This window comes from Rhizobium sp. BK008 (genome assembly GCF_014197345.1).
GTDB classification, from domain to species: Bacteria; Pseudomonadota; Alphaproteobacteria; order Rhizobiales; family Rhizobiaceae; genus Rhizobium; species Rhizobium anhuiense.
Map to the genome: position 1 here is coordinate 22593 of NZ_JACIFK010000008.1, position 17871 is coordinate 40463.

Genomic DNA, 17871 nt, shown 5'->3' on the forward strand with positions numbered 1-17871 from the left:
ATCGCACGATATCTCGAAGACAGATCCGGCTCCTCCCCTTTCTGCCTCCACTCCCCAGCAAGGCATACCCAACAACGCCAAGTCTAGCGCATCGGCCCGAAAATCGGAATCGATTTTCAGAAAGCACGACGCGTAGATTCAAAATGCTAGAGCGTCCTTTGTGCGTCCGAAAGGACGTACAAAGGACGCTCTAATAACCCCGGCAAGGTTTTCCAAGGGCCTGCCGAAACTTGACACTGAACGAGCGCGGATATCCTATTGCTGCATCGCAAGGAAGCCCATCATGAGCGACGATCAGACCCCCGCCGACAGCAAGCTCACCACATCCAAGCGTCGCTGGGCGGCCGAGGGCAAGTTCCTGACCGGCCGCATCAGCCGACCTGAAACCGAGCGTTTGCCGCCCGGCCAGCACCTCGTCAAAAACTGGCCGGTGCTCGATCTCGGCCAGCAGCCTGTTGTCTCCACAGAGACTTGGCGGCTCGACGTGCGCGGCCTCGTCGAAACACCGCTCACCCTCACCTGGGCCGCCTTCCAGGCGATCGAGCAGAGCACCAGGATGAGCGATATTCACTGCGTCACCACATGGTCGCGCTACGACAACAAATGGAAGGGCGTCTCGACGCGTGATCTGCTCGACCTCGCCATGCCGAAACCCGAAGCCGGTTACGTCATGCTGACCAGTTATGACGGCTATACCACCAACCTGCCGCTCGCTGATTTCGCCGCCGAGGACGCGATCCTTGCTACCGCCTGGGAAGGCCTGCCGCTGACGCCGGATCACGGCGGCCCGATGCGTCTGGTCGTGCCGCATCTTTATTTCTGGAAAAGCGCCAAATGGCTGCGCCGCATCGAGCTGATGCCCGACGACGAGGCTGGCTTCTGGGAAAAGAACGGCTACCATATCTACGGCGATCCATGGCGCGAGCAGCGCTATTCCGACGATTGAGCCTTCGGCCGCAGGAAGTGGCGAAGCCCAAAAAAAACAAGGCCGAACAATGCAGCGAGCCCGGTCAGCGACGCCATGCTGGCTGGATGAAGTGGCACCTTGCCCCAGTGTGGCTTGATGACATCGGCGGTGTTGAAGGCCTCGCCGCTGAACCGGCAGGTGACGAGCGCAAGGCCGCGCCGCGTCATGTCGGCGTCGACGGCGGAAATGATTTCATTCGCGGCAGCCCTCTCTTGCGGCATCTCGCGCATCGACAGCAAGACCGCCTTGGCCGCCGCGAGATAGGCATGGGCGCATTCGTTGAACGGGCTTTCCTCGTCCGTCACGCTGCCCGGCACCCGGCCCCAGAGACAATAGGAATACTGGATCTCGGCATAGTTCAGGACGCGGCGGAACGGCTCGTTGGTATCGACGGCACGGGAAGCAAGGTCGATGATCCCACTGCGATAGTCTGCAATCACCGCCATCTCGCCATGGGAAATTTCCGGAATATCCAGTCCGGTATGGCTGCCGCCGCCGCTAGGGCTATGGGCAAGAGCGCTTCCAGCAACCACACAAAAAAAGACGGCGGTGGCAAACGCCGTCGACACGAGTGGTATGGTTCTGCTGCTTGTCATGGCCGCCCGAAAAGTTCAGGGCGCCGGCAAGCGGCGCCCTTCGATGCGTTCAGTGAAATGCCGTTGCCGGCCGGCCGCGTTGCCCGTCCTTAACGGCAAGCCGCTTTTCCGCCAGCACTCCGAAGGCAAGGCCCAAGGTTGTCCAGAGGATCACATGCATGCCGAGCGAAGTCGTGCGGAACCGCCAGAGGACCATCGCCGAGAAGTTCTCCGGCACCTCGTTGATCGGCGGCAGCAGATAGAGCACGACGCCGATGAAGACGAGATAAGCGATTCCGGCGATGATCGCGCCATTCCAGAGACCGAAACGCCCCGCGAGGCGGCGCGACAGCGCCACCGCGGCAATCAGCGCGGCGAGCGAGACGACGATCATCAGGAAGAACAGTTCGGTCCTGACGCCGATCGTATCGGGATTGCCGACCGCCGGCGGGTTGGCCGGATACTTGATACCGGGAACGAGGACGATCGCCACGAATGCGGCAATGGCGATGACGGCCGAGGTGCCGCGCGCCGAAAGGCTGCTGAAACGGCCGTGCACGAAAGCGAAGGCGAGAGCGAAGAGCCCGCCAACGGCAACGCTGTAGGCCATGACGCCGGTGAAAAGGCCGAGACCGGCCTGCGTGGCGCGGCTGACGATTTCAGGTTCGGCAGCTTCACCGGCCGCCTGGGCACTCGCCTCCTCGAAGGCGATCGCCGCATCGACCAGCGGCTCGCCGAAGATATGCGCAAAAGCGAAAACGAGGATGCCAGCAATCAGGCCCGCGAGCATGCCGCGAAGCAGAAGATTTCCAACCATGTCAGGAACTCCCCTAAAGCATGTCGCGCAAAAGTGTGCAGCGATTTTGCGATAACGACATGCGAAAACAAAGACCTAAAGTGAGGCGCGAATCTGAAAGATCGCGACGCGCTTTAGTGGCAGGGAAAGCCGAGGAGATGACGGCCGTCATGCACGAATTCGTGCACATACATCCCGTTGAACAGCGCCATCGCGCCTTCCTCGGTGCCGACAAAATAGAGAACGATGAGCATCAGCAGGCCACCGAAGATCGCCCATGGCAGGATCTCTCCCAGGGGGATCGGCGCCGGTGCCGCGACGGGCGCAAAAGTGGTGTCAGACATGTATTCCTCCGGGAATGACGCGTTCAGTCGAAAGAGTGCTTGTGCAGTAGGGTCTGACTTCCAGCGCGAAGAGCTTTCGACACGCTGGTCACAGTGGCGCGACCGCGCCGGATTTCCACCGGCTTCCAAACCCGCAACAGCACGGTTATATCTGCACGCCGAAGAGACTGTCAACGAAACTTCACAAGCCGGCCAAGGGCCGTCCTGCGCCGCTACAGCCGCACTCCGGGAGATCAGAACGACCGTGAATACGCGCCTCACCTGGATCTGCCACGGCGCGACGATGGCGAGCCGCAAGGCCCTGTTCCCGCTCGACGAACCGCTGGAAGGCAAGGCGGCGGAAGAAGCCGACAGGATGGCCGCCCTGCCCCGCGCCGATCGCGTTGCCACGAGCCCCGCTTTGCGCGCCCGCCAGACTGTTGACGCGCTCCGCCTCCAAGCCCGGATCGATCCGGCGCTTCGCGACTGCGACCATGGCCGCTGGGCCGGCAGATCGATCGCCGCGATAGAGGCGGAAGAGCCTGAGAACCTCATGGCCTGGATGAGCGATCCTGAAGCGGCCCCGCATGGCGGCGAGAGCCTTCTTGATTTGAGAACACGCGTCGCCGACTGGATGGAGAGCGAATCCGCCCTCGGCGGCCATGTGATCGCCGTCAGTCACGCAGCCGTCATCCGGGCGGCGGTCGCCCATGTGCTTCAGGCGCCGCTCTCCTCTTTCTGGCTGAGCGACATCGAGCCGCTCGCCGTCATTCGCATGACCAGCAATGGACGACGCTGGTCTCTGCGCTTCCAGCATTAGAGCGCCGTGCGTCCTTTCGGACGCACAAGGACGCTCGGACACTTTCAATCCTCGCATCGCGCTGTCCGAAAATCGATTCCGATTTTCGGACCGATGCTTTAGCGAGTCCTGATCATATCCAGCCTTACACAAGCAAATCGCGTCATCTCTGTTGAACCCGGTTTCGCGGGGACTACTTCCTTATCCCAAGGAGATGGAAGAATGACATATGATTGGAGTGGGGAGCGCACGCGGCGCCTGCGTTTGATGCGTGTCGCCACAGTCACAGTTCTGGTCGGTCTCATCGTCAGCGTCCCGCTGCTGATCGTCACCGCCTGAAGCACGAAAAAGGGCGAGCGATGCCATGGCACGCTCGCCTTCGTTTTTTCCGCACCTGCCATTCTGCCAACCACGAAGAGGGCTCGCTCGGCGTTTTCCTCTGGCGCCAACGGTCCCTCGACGGCACATCAGGAGGCTGCCGCCTCCGATAATTCGCCTTCTGGTTTCAACGAACATTTCAGACTTTCGTGCTACTTCCGCGAAGGGTGGAGATGGAGAAGGCGCAGTGCCGGTATTTTTCCAGAGCAGGGCCGGAAGGCAATGTGTTTCGATCGTCGGGTTCGGGATTACTCTCTGGCTCCTCTGCACCCTGTTGCAGCTTGACGACAGCCTTGTCTACTTCATGACCGGTTTCGGCGAGTACGGCGCCGACAAGCTCGTTCTGGCGCTCGGCATCGCCGGCGCCATGAGCTTCATCTATTCGGTGCTGCGCATAGCCGACCTGCGCAAGGAAACGGAACTGCGCGCCACCGCCCAGGCAAAGGCCGATTGGACCGCAACCCACGACCATCTCACCAAACTGCCGAACCGCTACGCCTTCGAGCGCAAGATCCTCTCGCGGCCGATCAAGGACGATGAGGCCGAGATCGAGGAGTGGGATCGCAACGTCACTCTCTTCTCCGTCGACCTCGACGGCTTCAAGAAAGTCAACGATCTCGTGGGCCACAAGGGCGGCGACGTCCTGTTGATCGAGGTTGCCAGACGCATCTGTGCACTCGGCAATGCCGATTGCGTCTATCGCTTCGGCGGCGACGAATTCATCGTCGTCGCCTTCGCCCTGACGGCGCAGCGCGAGGAGCGTTTTGCCAAGCTGCTGATCCAGGCGGTCACCCGGCCGATCCATATCGATAGCTTTGCCGTCGAGGTCGGCGCCAGCGTCGGCTACGACCGCTGGGCCGAGGGAGCCGAACCACTGGAAGACGCCGCCCACCGTGCCGACCTCGCCATGTATGAGGCGAAATCACGCGGACCGAACCACTATTTCGTCTTCGAACCTTCGATGCAGGACAAGGTGACCGAACGCGCCGCACTGGAAACCAGGCTGCGCGCCGCGATCTCCAACAAGGCGATCAAACCCTTCTACCAGCCGCTGATCGATCTGAAGACCGGCCAGCTCTGCGGCTTCGAGGCGCTGGCGCGCTGGATCGGCGACGATGGCGTCAACATCCCGCCGCCTGTTTTCATCGGCATCGCCGAGGAAACCGGCATGATCACTGCATTGTTCGAGGATCTTCTCGCCCAGGCCTGCAGCGACGCACTCACCTGGCCGGAGCATGTGATGTTGTCTTTCAACGTCTCGCCGGTGCAGATGGAAGACAGGCTGCTGACCTCCCGCATCCTCAAGGTGCTTTCGGCAAGCCGGTTGCCGCCGCAGCGCCTGGAAGTGGAGATCACCGAAAACGCGCTGATCCAGGATCCCGCCATCGCCGCCGTCATTCTCGACGAACTGCATGCGGCCGGCATCCAGATCGCGCTCGACGATTTCGGCACCGGCTATTCGAGCCTCGCCCAGCTCGCCCGCTATCGTTTCGACAAGATCAAGATCGACAAAAGCTTCATCGCCACCTATCGCGACGACGAACGCCAGGAAAAGATCGTCCGCGCCATGCTCGGCCTCGGCCGGAGCCTCAACATCAAGACGACCGCGGAAGGCGTCGAGGAGCATGGGCAGCTCGCCTTCCTGCTGCAGCTCGGCTGCGACATCGGCCAGGGCTATCTCTTCGGCAAGGCGATGCCCGCCGCCGAGGCGGGCATCTTCATCAGCGATCGCAATGCCAGTCTGGCCTCGACGGCCTGACGGGACGTCTTAAAACACCTGGCGCAGGATCACGAAGGGCACGAAGGGCACGAAGGCGATCGCAATCGAGGCCGGCAGCGTCAGCACCCAGGCCATCAGCATGTCGCGCACGGTCGACCATTGCAGGCCGGAACCGTTCGCCGCCATGGTACCGGCGACGCCTGACGACAGCACACGCGTGGTCGAGACCGGCAGGCCGAGATGATCGGCCGAAGCGATGGTGACCATCGCACGACTTCGGCTGCCGCGCGGCGGCAAAAACACGTGGAGGCCCGAATATTCCCTTTCCGTCAGGAGGCCCGACGCTAAGTTCAGCTATCGTCAAGCCCGCGCGGAGTCTGAAAAGACATGCCATCGACCGACCTCCTCCTGACCTTCAATGCCGGTTCCTCGACCGTCAAGATCGGCATTTTTACGATGGAGGGTGATGCGGCGCGACGCCTCGGCAAGGGCGTGATCGATTTCCGCGCCGAACCGCTCTCGCTCGGCCTGACCAGGGGATCGCAGACATTCGAGATGCCATTGAAGGCCGAAATGACGGAAGACCTGCACGGCGTTATCGACGAGACCTTGGCGCATCTCGCCGACCATTTCGACACGACCGCCACACGCGCCGCCGGCCACCGCGTCGTCCATGGCGGCGATCGCTTCACGAAGGTGATCGCCCTCGACGACGCAGCAATCGATGCGATCGATGCGCTGACCCCGCTTGCGCCCCTGCACCAGCCGCAGGCGCTGCGGTTCATCCGCGCGCTCCGGCATCTGAAGCCGCATCTCACCCAGACGGCCTCCTTCGACACCGCCTTCCATGCCACGCAGGACGATCTCGTTCGCCGCTTCGCCATTCCCCGTGCGCTGCATGACGAGGGCGTCAAACGCTACGGCTTCCACGGCCTCTCCTATAAATTCATCGCCGGCGAGCTTGCCCGCAAGGCGCCACGCGCGGCAAAGACCGTCGTCGCCCATCTCGGCAGCGGCGCCAGCCTCTGCGCGCTGGACGGCGGCGTCAGCCGCGATTGCAGCATGGGCTTTTCGACGCTCGACGGCATCCCGATGGCGACACGCCCAGGCCCGCTCGATCCCGGCGTCATCCTGCATCTGGCCGGAGAGAGAAAACAGTCCTTCGAGGCGATCGAAGACCTGCTCTATCACCGCTCCGGCCTGCTCGGCGTCTCCGGCATCAGCGCCGATACGCGCGATCTGCTGAAGGATGGACGGCCGGAGGCGCGTCAGGCGATCGACCTCTTTACGTTGCGCATCGCCGGCGAGATCGGCCGCATGGCGGCGACACTCGGCGGCCTTGACGCCATCGTCTTCACCGCCGGTATCGGCGAACATCAACCGGCGATCCGCGCCGGCGTTGCCAAGCGGCTGTCCTGGCTTGGCCTTGCGATCGACGAAAAGGCCAATGCCGCCAATGATTTCACGATCAGCACTGGGGAAAGCCGCATCGCCGCTCATGTCATCGCCACCGATGAGGAGCAGGTCATCGCCGACGAGGCGCTGACCCTTCTTCGTGGTGGATGATCCAGATCAATAACAGGCTGACGCCGGCCGATAGAATTGACGTTGAACACGTTTTCGAACGGGAGAAATCCATGGAAAAGCATGTCTCGACCGCCGCCCTGACCGATGCCGAACTCGCGCTGATCGACCGCTATTGGCGCGCCGCCAACTATCTCTCGGTCGGTCAGATCTATCTGCTCGCCAATCCGCTGCTGCGCGAGCCGCTGAAACCGGAGCACATCAAACCCCGCTTGCTCGGCCATTGGGGCACGACACCCGGCCTCAACTTCATCTATGCGCATCTGAACCGTCTCATCCGCGCTCGCGACCTCGATATCATCTACATGTGTGGCCCCGGCCATGGCGGGCCGGGCATGGTCGCCAACACCTATCTCGAAGGCATCTACAGTGAAATCTATCCCGATATTTCCGAGGATACGGAGGGCATGCGCAAGCTCTTCCGGCAATTCTCCTTTCCTGGCGGCATTCCGAGCCACGCCGCACCCGAAACACCGGGCTCGATCCACGAGGGCGGCGAGCTCGGCTACGCCCTCGTCCATGCCTATGGCGCCGCCTTCGACAATCCCGATCTGATCGTCGCCTGCGTCGTCGGCGACGGCGAGGCCGAAACCGGGCCGCTGGCGGCGAGCTGGCATTCCAACAAGTTTCTGAACCCAGCCCGCGATGGCGCCGTGCTGCCGATCCTGCATCTGAACGGCTACAAGATCGCCAATCCGACCATTCTTGGCCGCGCCAGTCACGAGGATTTGCAGAGCCTCTTTGAAGGCTATGGCTACGAGCCCTTCTTCGTCGAGGGTCACGAACCGCGCGACATGCACCAGCAGATGGCCGCAACCTTCGACAGGGTCTTCGATCGCATTCGCGAAATCCAGGAGGAAGCACGCAATGGCAAGGCGCCCGATATCTGCCCGCGCTGGCCGATGATCGTGCTGCGCAGCCCGAAGGGCTGGACAGGACCGAAGGAGGTTGACGGCAAGAAGGTCGAAGGCTTCTGGCGCTCCCACCAGGTGCCGGTCTCCAACTGCCGCGAGAATGACGGCCATCGCAAGATCCTCGAGGACTGGATGCGCGGCTATGATCCGGAAGACCTGTTCGGCGCCGACGGCCGGCTGAAACCGGAACTGCGGGCGCTGGCACCGGCCGGCGAACGCCGCATGGGCGCCAATCCGCACGCCAATGGCGGATTGCTGCGCAAGGAGCTCGATGTTCCCGATATCAGCGCCTATGCGGTCGAGATCGGCAAGCGCGGCAGCGCCATGGTGCAGTCGACGGAAATCCTCGGCCATTATCTGCGCGACACGATGAAGCGCAATGCGGAGGCCGCCAACTTCCGTATCTTCGGTCCTGACGAAACGGAATCAAACCGTCTCGGCAGCGTCTTCGAAGTCACCGACCGTGTCTGGATGGAGGATATCGAACCCTACGACATCCACCTCTCCCGCGACGGCCGTGTCATGGAGGTGCTGAGCGAACATCTCTGCCAGGGCTGGCTGGAAGGCTATCTGCTGACCGGCCGGCACGGCCTGTTCTCGTGCTACGAAGCCTTCATCCACATTATCGATTCCATGTTCAACCAGCCAAATGGCTGAAGGTGACGCGCGAACTCGAATGGAGAAAGCCGATCTCGTCGCTGAACTACCTGCTGACCTCCCATGTCTGGCGCCAGGACCACAACGGCTTCAGCCACCAGGATCCCGGCTTCGTCGACCTCGTCGCCAACAAAAAGGCCGATATCGTCCGCATCTATCTGCCGCCGGATGCCAATACCCTGCTCTGGGTCGGCGACCATTGCCTGCGCACCTATGACCGCATCAACGTCATCGTCGCCGGCAAGCAGCCGGAGCCGCAATGGCTGTCGATGGACGAGGCGGTGAAACATTGCGAGGCCGGCATCGGCATCTGGCACTGGGCAAGCAACGAGGACGACACGATCCTGCCCGATCTCGTCATGGCCTGCGCCGGCGACGTGCCGACCATGGAGACGCTGGCCGCCGTCGATCTTCTGCGCAAGGCCATTCCCGAGCTGAAGATCCGCACCGTCAACGTCGTCGACCTCCTGGCGCTGCAATCCAGCGATCAACATCCGCACGGCCTGACCGACGAGGCCTTCGACGCGATCTTCACATCAGACAAGCCTGTCATTTTTGCCTATCACGGCTATCCCTATCTCATTCACCGCCTGACCTATAAACGCACCAACCACCGCAACATCCATGTCCGCGGCTTCATCGAGGAGGGCACGACGACGACGCCCTTCGATATGACCGTCCTCAACGAACTCGACCGCTTCCATCTCGCCATCGAAGCGATCGAGCGTGTACCCGGCCTGAAAGAAAAGGCAGGCGAAGCGCTCGCCGCCTTCCGCGGCAAACTTGCGGAGCATCACGCCTATGTCCGCGAATATGGCGAGGACATGCCGGAGGTGCGGAGCTGGACGTGGCCAGCGGCGTGAAGCGAAAACCAAACAGGACCGCAGCGAACCGGTCCGCAGAGATCATCCGTCGGGCGCAACGAGTCACGCGCCTTCAAGCCGAACCCTTTCCTTGATGCGCCAGACCCGCGGCGTTTCGCCGGTATATTTGAGAAAAAAACGCGAGAAATAGGCGGGATCGGCAAAGCCGAGCCGAAACCCGATCTCCTGGACGCTGCCAAGTGTGAAAACGAGCTGGCGTTTCGCCTCTTCGATGAGTTTGCCGGCGAGCAATTCATGGGGGGTGTTGCCGGTCATCGACCGGACGATACGGGTAAGATGCGTCGGCGAAACTCCAAGCTCCCTGGCGTAGAAGGACGCGGGCTTGTGCGATCGGAAATGGCGTTGAATGAGCTCGTTCAGCATTTCCAGCCGCCGCTCGTTCTCGTCGGGCGGGAGCTCGTGCATGTTTCCTTGATGGGAAATCCTCGCAGTCAGCCTGAGCACCAAGCCGACATAGGCCGCCAATACCTCGTTGCGGCCGCTGCGCCGGTTTTCGAATTCGTCGCCCAGCCGCCTCAACGTCTGCATCACATAGGCTGCCTCGGCATCCTCAGGATCGAGTGGCGTCAGATGCGGTGTCGCCAGCCATTCGCCGAGCTGGCTTCGCTCGCCAAGCGGATGGCTGAGATGGGATCTCAATAGGGTGATCACCAAGCCGTCGATGTCGCGTGAAAAACGAAAGCCGTGATTGAGCCCAGGCGGGACCGTGATGACTGCCGACGGCCGGATGGCATGGCTCTTTTCGCCGAAGATCGCATCGCCGGAACCGCCTTCGATGTACAATATCTGAAAGAAGCTTTCGTGGCGGTGCGGCCGAATTTCCCATTGATGCAGGCTGCTGCGGGAGCGAATTGTTTCGCAATGCAACCAAAAATCCGGCCCTCGCCCGGTATTTTCGCCGTAAAGTTCGTAGGTCGGAACATGTTTGCTCATGGGGCTCCTCCCGCACCAATGTTCGATTAGTGCAATTTTTAGGCGGAGATGTCCATTGCTGCGGCGAGAGCGGCACGGCAGAATCTGGCAAAACGCAAAAGTGCAGGGAGGAAGCATTTGCGAACCCAGGTCACCATCATCGGTTCGGGACCGTCCGGCCTGCTGCTCGGTCAGCTTCTCGCGGAAGCCGGTATCGACAATGTCGTTCTCGATCGTGTGAACAAGGAATATATCCTTGGGCGGGTTCGCGCCGGTGTTCTGGAGGAAGGCACCGTCGGGCTGCTGGACCAGGCCAAAGCGGGTGCGCGGCTGCATGCCGAGGGCCTGCCGCATGACGGTTTCTCACTGGCCTTCGACGGCCGTGACCATCGTATCGACCTGCACGAATTGACCGGCGGCAGGCGTGTCACCGTTTACGGACAGACCGAAGTGACGCGCGATCTCATGGAGCGGCGCGAAGCGAGCGGCTCCCTATCGATCTACGATGCCGTCAATGTCACGCCGCATGACTTCGACGGCCATTCTCCTTTCGTCACCTACACCAAGGACGGCGCAACACAACGCATCGATTGCGATTTCATCGCCGGCTGCGACGGCTTTCACGGCGTCAGCCGCAAGGCCATCCCAGACAAGGCGATCAGGAGTTTCGAGAAGGTCTACCCTTTCGGCTGGCTGGGCGTCCTGGCCGATGTGGCGCCGGTGAGCCATGAACTGATCTACGCCAACCATCCCACGGGCTTTGCGCTCTGTTCGATGCGCTCGGCCACGCGCAGCCGCTACTATATCCAATGCGCGCTCGACGAGAAGATCGAGGACTGGAGCGACGATCGCTTCTGGGACGAGTTGCGAAGACGACTGCCGACCCATCACGCCGAGGCACTGGTGACCGCGCCGTCCTTCGAGAAATCCATCGCCCCATTGCGCTCCTTCGTCGCCGAACCGATGCGCTTCGGCCGGCTTTTCCTCGTCGGCGACGCCGCCCATATCGTACCGCCGACCGGCGCCAAGGGGTTGAACCTTGCCGCCAGCGACGTCCACTACCTTTTCTCCGGGCTGATCGAGCATTACCGCGAACGCTCGAATAGCGGCATCGACGCGTATTCGCAGAAGGCGCTCGCCCGGGTGTGGAAGGCCGTGCGGTTTTCCTGGTGGATGACGACGATGATGCACCGTTTTCCCGATACCGGTGATTTCGAACAGAAGATCCAGGAGGCGGAGCTCGACTATCTCACCCATTCCCGCGCCGCCTCGACGGTGCTCGCGGAAAACTATGTGGGATTGCCATTCTGACGGGGAGATTGGCGAGGGATGCAAGCCACGTTGAACACGGAGCTGGCCGTCCATTGTTTCCGCTCCCGTTCATAACCGTGTGAACATGAATTCCGGGATTTATTTCATTTTACATCACCATTTCGCATGACAAGCTAACGCTCAATTTTGAGAGGTTGGCGGATACGGCGCGGGAGTGCGCCCAAAAGGGAGAGAGAGAATGAAGAAGCTGTTTCTGGCCGCCGTTGCGGCCATCGCCATAGGCACGAGCGCCTATGCCGAGACCATCAAGGTCGGCGTCATCGGCCCGTTCTCCGGTCCGTTCGCGCTGCAGGGCAAGAACTTCAAGGCCGGCATCGACGCCTATATGGCGGTCAACGGCAACAAGGTCGGCAGCGACACGGTCGAAATCGTCTATCGCGACGTACCACAGGCCGATCCCGCCCAATCCAAGGCGCTGGCGCAGGAACTGATCGTCAAGGAGAAGGTCCAATATCTCACAGGCTTCTATTTCACGCCCGATGCCATGGCAGTGACGCCGATCCTGAAGCAGGGCAACGTGCCGATGGTCATCATGAACGCCGCCACCTCGGCGATCGTCACCAAGAGCCCGCTCGTCGTCCGCACCTCCTTCACCACCTGGCAGACCTCGACGCCGATCGCCAAGGTCGCCTTCGACGCCGGCGTCAAAAAGGTGATTTCGGTCGTCAGCGATTACGGCCCCGGTATCGACGCCGAGAATGCCTTCAAGGCGGGGTTCGAAAAGGCCGGCGGTCAGGTGGTCGAGGCAATCCGCATGCCGCTTGCGACCAACGACTTCAGCCCGATCATGCAGCGCATCAAGGATTCCGGCGCGCAGGGCGTCTTCGCCTTCCTGCCATCGGGGCCGACGACACTCGGCTTCGTCAAGGCGTACAACGACAATGGCCTGAAGGCCGCCGGCATCAAGTTCTTCGCGCCGGGCGATCTGACGCAGGAATCCGACTTGCCGGCGCTGGGCGATGCCGCGCTCGGCATTCAGACGACCTTCCACTACGCGGTGTCGCACGACTCTCCTGAGAACAAGGCTTTCGTCGAGGCGGCTGCCAAAGCGATCGGCAACAAGGCCGAACTCTCCTTCCCCGCGGTCAGCGCCTATGACGGCATGTATGTCATCTACAAGATGATCGAGGCGACGGGCGGCAAGCAGGATGCCGAGAAGGCCGTCGATGCGGTCAAGGGTCTTGCCTGGGTAAGCCCACGCGGCCCGGTTTCGATCGATCCGGAAAGCCGTCACATCACGCAGAACATCTATCTGCGCGAAGTCGTCAAAGCCGATGACGGGACCTATATCAACAAGGAAGTCCAGACCTTCGAGAAACAGGGCGATCCAGGCCTGGCGGCGGCCAAATAACCGACGCCATCCTGATTTGCGACGGGTTTGGCGATTGCCGGGCAGGCTTCCGATCTCCGGAACGGTCAAGGCGCGCCAAGCCCGTCGCATCGAAGCAAGGTAGTTCCATGCAGACAGTCTTCAGCATAGCCGTCGATGCCTTTGCCTACGGCATGGTGCTCTTCGTGATATCGATTGGCCTTTCCGTCACCATGGGGCTGATGCGTGTCGTCAACCTCGCTCACGGCGCCTTCGCGATGATCGGGGGCTATATCGCCTCCTATGTCGCCCGCGACCTCGGCCTTGGTTATGCCGTGGCGGTCCTCGCCGCCGTTGTGATCACCATCATCGTCGCAATCCCGGTCGAGCGTTTCCTCTACCGCCGGATCTATGGCGCGCCCGAGCTGACCCAGGTGCTGATGACGATCGGCCTCACTTTCTGCATCATCGGCATCGCAAACTACCTGATGGGGCCGACGCTGAAGACCATACCGCTGCCCGCTGCGTTGCAAGGATCGGCCGATCTCGGCTTCCGCACCATTCCCGTTCACCGGCTCTTTGTCATCCTCTGTGGCCTGGCCGTTGCACTCGCCCTCTGGTTTGCGATCGACAGGACGAGCTTCGGCGTCAAGCTGCGCGCCTCCGTCGATGATGCGGCGATGGCTGCAGCACTCGGCGTGCGCACCGAGATCATCTATGCGGTGAGCTTTGCCGTTGCCGTCGGGCTTGCCGCGTTCGGCGGCGTGGTCGGCGCCGAACTCCTGCCGGTCGAACCCTATTACGCGCTGCGCTACATGGTCACCTTCCTGGTCGTCGTCTCCGTCGGCGGCGCGGGTTCCATTCCGGGCGCGCTGATCGCCTGCCTGTTGCTCGGCGCGATCGATACGACCGGGCGGTATCTGATGCCTGAATTCGGCGAATTCTTCTTCTATCTCGCCGTGATCGCGATCATCTGCGTCTTCCCGCGCGGCCTTGCCGGAAGGGCGAAATGAGATGGCACTTGTGATCAACAACGAAAACGGACGTCTCCAGCATCGGCGCGGCACCATGGGCCGGGATCTCGCCGGAATAGCGGTCATGGCAGTCTTTGCCGCGATCGGCTATTTCGCCTTCCCCGATAATCTCGCCCTTCTGACCCGGATGATCACGATCGCGCTGCTCGTCCTGTCGCTCGATCTCGTGACCGGTTATTGCGGCGTCGCAACGCTCGGCCATGCAGCACTTTTCGGCTCCGGCGCCTATGCCGCCGGGATCCTGTCGGCACATTACGGCATCAATGATCCGCTGCTGATGATGTTGGCCGGCATAACAGGCGGCGCGGTTGCCGGGCTCTTCTGCGGCGCAATCATCCTGCGTGCGCATGGCTTGCCGCAGCTCGTGCTGTCAATTGCGCTCATCAACCTCTTCCATGAATTCGCCAACAAGGCGTCGTCATGGACAGGCGGCAGCGATGGGCTTTCCGGCATCGCGCCGGATCCGGTCTTCGGCCTCTTCGAATTCGACCTCTACGGACATACCGCCTTCTTCTTCGGAATGGCGCTGCTGCTGATCGTCTTCGTGCTGCTGCGGTTCCTGGTCCGCTCACCCTTCGGCATGCTCTGCCGCGCCATCAAGCAGGACCCGCTGCGCGTTCGCGCCATGGGCGCTTCGCCTAAGGCCGCTCTCATCAGGATGTATGGAATCTCGGGCGCGGTTGCCGGTGTCGGCGGCGCCTTGAATGCGATCTCGACACAGGTCGTCGGCCTGGACAGCCTGTCTTTCACCCAATCTGCCGAAGCGCTTGTCATGCTGGTGCTCGGCGGCACCGGTTCTCTCTTCGGCGCGCTCTCCGGCACTGTCATCTTCATGCTCTTTGAAGATTATGTCTCGGCCGCCAATCCCTTTCATTGGCTGACGATGGTCGGCGCGCTGCTGATCGCCGTCGTGCTCTTTGCGCCGAAAGGCCTCTATGGCACAGCCGCGGCCTTCATTGGACGTCGCACGGAGCAACGCTCATGAGCCCCGTCTTCGAAGTCGCCAATCTCAGGAAAGCCTTCGGCGGCCTTGCCGTCACCAACGATGTATCGCTCGCAATGTCGCCAGGCGATCGCATCGCATTGATCGGCCCGAACGGCGCCGGCAAGACCACCTTCGTCAACCTCGTGACCGGCAATCTGTCGCCCGATTCCGGCGAGGTTCGCCTCGGCGGCGAAAGGGTGACGAAAGTCGATGCGATCGGCAGGGTCAAGCGCGGCCTTGTCCGCTCCTTTCAGGTGACACGGCTTTTCCAGGAGATGACGCCAGCCGAGCATGTGGGGCTTGCCGTCCTCCAACGCGACGGAAAGACCGGCCATATGTTCGGAAATTTCCTGCGAATGCCTGACGTCATGGCGGAAGTCGACGATCTCTTGGGAAAGCTCGGATTGGCTTTGCTGATGCATCGCAAGGTCAGCGAGATCGCCTATGGCCAGCAGCGGCTTCTCGAGATCGCCGTGGCACTGGCGCTGAGACCGAAGGTGCTGCTGCTCGACGAGCCGGCAGCCGGCGTGCCGCAGAGCGATACCGGCCGCATCGAGCAGGCGCTTGCCGATCTGCCCGCCGATCTCGCCGTGCTGATGATTGAACACGACATGGACCTCGTCTTCCGTTTTGCAAAACGCGTCATCGTGCTTGCATCAGGCGCAATCATCTTCGACGGCCTGCCTGAAGACGTCACCAAGGATGCGCGCGTGCGCGAGGCCTATCTCGGGAGCTATGCCAATGCCAGCCATATCGCTTGAGGTCGAAAATCTGTCGGCGGGATATGGGCCGACGAGAGTGCTCGAAGGCATTTCTCTCTCCGTGCCGGCGGGCGCACGGCTGGCCGTGCTCGGCCGCAACGGCATGGGCAAGACCACGTTCTTGGCAACGCTTGCCGGCCAGACCAAGCGCTACGAGGGCAGCATCCGCCTCGGCGGTTCGGATGTCACCACGGCAGCCAGCGCGACACGGGCGCATAAGGGCCTGGGATATGTGCCGCAGACGCGCTGCGTCTTCCCGACGCTGACGGTCGAAGAGAACCTTTTCGTCGGCTTGAAGACGCGGCCGAGGACGGCGCTAGAGGAAGCCTATGCCATGTTCCCGCGTCTGAAGGAGCGCCGCCGCAACCTCGGCAGCCAACTCTCGGGCGGCGAGCAGCAGATGCTCTCGACGGCCCGCACCATTCTCGGCCGCCCCTCCGTCCTGTTGCTCGACGAACCGCTGGAGGGCCTCGCCCCGGTTATCTGCGAGGAATTGATGGCTGCCTTTGCCGAACTCGCCAAGACGGGAGACATGACGATCCTCCTGGTCGAACAGCGTATCCAGAGCGCGCTCGATTTCGCCGATCAGGTCGTCATTCTCGAACGAGGGCGACTGGCCTGGGCGGGAACGCCGGAGCGCCTCACCAGCGATCACGAGGCTGTCGAGAGCCTGCTCGGGGTCGGCGGCCTGCATTGACGCACGGCCGGAGCGGCCGATCAATCCCCCGTCCTGTCTTCACCGTTGTGCCGGACAGACAGAGCAATTCATCCAGTATATCGTCATTATGACGGCATCGTTGCTCTGCCATTATTATGCTGCCTGGAACGTCTTGTGCCGGCGAAAATGGTAATCGTCTGAAGAGGCGGGAAATGCTCTGATCGACGAGGCAGCAGCAGCGCGAGACAGGCGTAAAAGCTTGGATCATAGGCAGAATCTGCGTCGATTGCGCTTTTTTTACTCGGAAGCTGGAGCAATAGCCGGTTGATTTATCCGATGCTTCATCGATTTCTGTTGTCAACACACTCGATAAAGTTGCACACTGGAACAGCAGATCAAACGGGGGGATAGAAATGGCAAACCACAAGCCGGTCGCAGGTGACGTGTACCAGCCTATTTTCAACATCGACAACCCGATCGACGGCAACATCCTGGACAACACCAGTTCCACCGATGCCGATGGAGATCGGGTGCGCCTCAACTTCGTGAATGGACAGCGAATTCCGCAACCGGCCGATCCGGATGGACCCGCCACGACGACGACCATCGAGGGAAAATACGGCACGCTGACCGTCTATTCCAACGGCAACTACACGTACGAACTCGATCACTCCAACCCGATCGTGGCCGCGCTCGGCCCAGGAGATCAACTCGCCGACCAGTTCAATTTCAAGATCTCGGATGGCAAAGGCGCCACCGACTTCGGCCTGCTCAATATCGCGGTCGACCTGCCGGAACGCGGCGACGTCTTCGTTAACTTCGAGGATGTCGGCAAACACGACTTCCCTACAGGCTATAAAGGTTTCGATTGGGGCGCCTGGTACGATGGTGACGACGCGACTGTGCGGGAGGAAGCGGATGGCAACCACTATCTGGGAGGAGGCGTGTTCTGGACACCCATCCAAGCCGCCGATGGCGGTGACTTTCAGATCGAGCAATTCAGTGTCGCAAACGGCACATCGGACTATGACAACGTTCTAACGATCGAAGGCAAGTTGAACGGCGATACCGTATTCTTGGTCACGGTCAACGTCACCGCCGACAGCATTCATGACCCGCAAATGATCGATCTCAGCGCCTACGGCCCGATCGACTACCTCATACTCGACACCGAACCCGTGATCACCGAAACGAGCGGCCCGGATTATTATGGTGCGCAATACGACAACTTCCATTTCATCGTTTGACGGATGGGGAAAAGGACATTGTATCGCCGACATCTT

Annotated in this window: 15 protein-coding genes, 2 pseudogenes and 1 riboswitch; of the genes and pseudogenes, 12 read left to right on the forward strand and 5 right to left on the reverse strand. The window is 61.4% G+C overall.

Annotated features, from left to right (window positions below; genetic code table 11):
* Positions 1–283 precede the first annotated feature (283 nt).
* On the forward strand, positions 284–946 hold the full coding sequence (locus FHT69_RS26160) for a sulfite oxidase-like oxidoreductase (protein ID WP_183906171.1): 663 nt from the start codon (positions 284–286) through the stop codon (positions 944–946).
* Here FHT69_RS26160 and FHT69_RS26165 read toward each other — a convergent pair.
* From FHT69_RS26165 to FHT69_RS26175, 3 genes are all read right to left on the reverse strand, one after another.
* Positions 931–1563 carry a hypothetical protein gene (locus tag FHT69_RS26165; protein ID WP_183906172.1) on the reverse strand — a complete coding sequence of 211 codons (633 nt, stop codon included), beginning with the start codon at positions 1561–1563 and terminating at the stop codon, positions 931–933. The two genes, FHT69_RS26160 and FHT69_RS26165, sit on opposite strands and share 16 nt — an antisense overlap.
* Before the next feature lie 49 nt (positions 1564–1612).
* A complete protein-coding gene (locus FHT69_RS26170) occupies positions 1613–2359 on the reverse strand; it encodes a CbtA family protein (RefSeq protein ID WP_047616574.1) in 747 nt (248 codons plus the stop codon).
* 113 nt (positions 2360–2472) lie between these two features.
* Positions 2473–2682 carry a CbtB domain-containing protein gene (locus tag FHT69_RS26175; protein ID WP_047616573.1) on the reverse strand — a complete coding sequence of 70 codons (210 nt, stop codon included), beginning with the start codon at positions 2680–2682 and terminating at the stop codon, positions 2473–2475.
* Positions 2683–2695: 13 nt separating this feature from the next.
* Positions 2696–2838, reverse strand: a riboswitch (adenosylcobalamin (AdoCbl) riboswitch).
* A gap of 88 nt (positions 2839–2926) precedes the next feature.
* Between FHT69_RS26175 and FHT69_RS26180 the strand changes: the two genes are divergently transcribed.
* Together FHT69_RS26180 and FHT69_RS26185 are read left to right on the forward strand one after the other, a co-directional pair.
* Positions 2927–3481: a histidine phosphatase family protein gene (locus FHT69_RS26180; protein WP_047616570.1), complete on the forward strand. Its 555-nt coding sequence runs from the start codon at positions 2927–2929 to the stop codon at positions 3479–3481.
* A 544-nt stretch (positions 3482–4025) separates the two neighbouring features.
* Entirely contained in the window at positions 4026–5597 is a 1572-nt protein-coding gene (locus FHT69_RS26185; RefSeq protein ID WP_183906173.1) for a putative bifunctional diguanylate cyclase/phosphodiesterase, read from the forward strand.
* A gap of 9 nt (positions 5598–5606) precedes the next feature.
* Here FHT69_RS26185 and FHT69_RS26190 read toward each other — a convergent pair.
* Positions 5607–5828: pseudogene (locus tag FHT69_RS26190) on the reverse strand (inorganic phosphate transporter); the annotation flags it as partial.
* A 117-nt stretch (positions 5829–5945) separates the two neighbouring features.
* Here FHT69_RS26190 and FHT69_RS26195 point away from each other — a divergent pair.
* Both FHT69_RS26195 and FHT69_RS26200 read left to right on the forward strand, forming a co-directional pair.
* The gene (locus FHT69_RS26195) at positions 5946–7124 is read left to right on the forward strand and encodes an acetate/propionate family kinase (RefSeq protein ID WP_183906174.1); all 1179 of its coding nucleotides are present in this window, start codon (positions 5946–5948) and stop codon (positions 7122–7124) included.
* A 71-nt stretch (positions 7125–7195) separates the two neighbouring features.
* Positions 7196–9576 (forward strand): annotated as a pseudogene (locus FHT69_RS26200) (phosphoketolase).
* A 63-nt stretch (positions 9577–9639) separates the two neighbouring features.
* Here the strand turns inward: FHT69_RS26200 and FHT69_RS26205 are convergent.
* Positions 9640–10530 carry a helix-turn-helix domain-containing protein gene (locus FHT69_RS26205; protein ID WP_183906175.1) on the reverse strand — a complete coding sequence of 297 codons (891 nt, stop codon included), beginning with the start codon at positions 10528–10530 and terminating at the stop codon, positions 9640–9642.
* Positions 10531–10647: 117 nt separating this feature from the next.
* Here FHT69_RS26205 and pobA point away from each other — a divergent pair, with 117 nt between their 5' ends.
* The 7 genes from pobA (at position 10648) to FHT69_RS26240 (ending at position 17835) form a co-directional block, all read left to right on the forward strand.
* The gene (pobA, locus tag FHT69_RS26210) at positions 10648–11820 is read left to right on the forward strand and encodes a 4-hydroxybenzoate 3-monooxygenase (protein ID WP_183906176.1); all 1173 of its coding nucleotides are present in this window, start codon (positions 10648–10650) and stop codon (positions 11818–11820) included.
* Positions 11821–12019: 199 nt separating this feature from the next.
* Positions 12020–13192: an ABC transporter substrate-binding protein gene (locus FHT69_RS26215; RefSeq protein ID WP_063475369.1), complete on the forward strand. Its 1173-nt coding sequence runs from the start codon at positions 12020–12022 to the stop codon at positions 13190–13192.
* Positions 13193–13299: 107 nt separating this feature from the next.
* Complete coding sequence (locus tag FHT69_RS26220) at positions 13300–14163, forward strand: branched-chain amino acid ABC transporter permease (RefSeq protein ID WP_063475368.1); 864 nt, start codon at positions 13300–13302, stop codon at positions 14161–14163.
* A 1-nt stretch (position 14164) separates the two neighbouring features.
* Positions 14165–15169 (forward strand): branched-chain amino acid ABC transporter permease, encoded by a 1005-nt coding sequence (locus FHT69_RS26225; protein WP_127430763.1) that lies wholly within the window; start codon positions 14165–14167, stop codon positions 15167–15169.
* Complete coding sequence (locus FHT69_RS26230; RefSeq protein ID WP_047616555.1) at positions 15166–15930, forward strand: ABC transporter ATP-binding protein; 765 nt, start codon at positions 15166–15168, stop codon at positions 15928–15930. Before FHT69_RS26225 ends, FHT69_RS26230 begins: the two co-directional genes overlap by 4 nt.
* Entirely contained in the window at positions 15911–16627 is a 717-nt protein-coding gene (locus tag FHT69_RS26235) for an ABC transporter ATP-binding protein (protein ID WP_097595158.1), read from the forward strand. Before FHT69_RS26230 ends, FHT69_RS26235 begins: the two co-directional genes overlap by 20 nt.
* 374 nt (positions 16628–17001) lie before the next feature.
* Positions 17002–17835 carry a VCBS domain-containing protein gene (locus tag FHT69_RS26240; RefSeq protein ID WP_047616551.1) on the forward strand — a complete coding sequence of 278 codons (834 nt, stop codon included), beginning with the start codon at positions 17002–17004 and terminating at the stop codon, positions 17833–17835.
* Positions 17836–17871 lie beyond the last annotated feature (36 nt).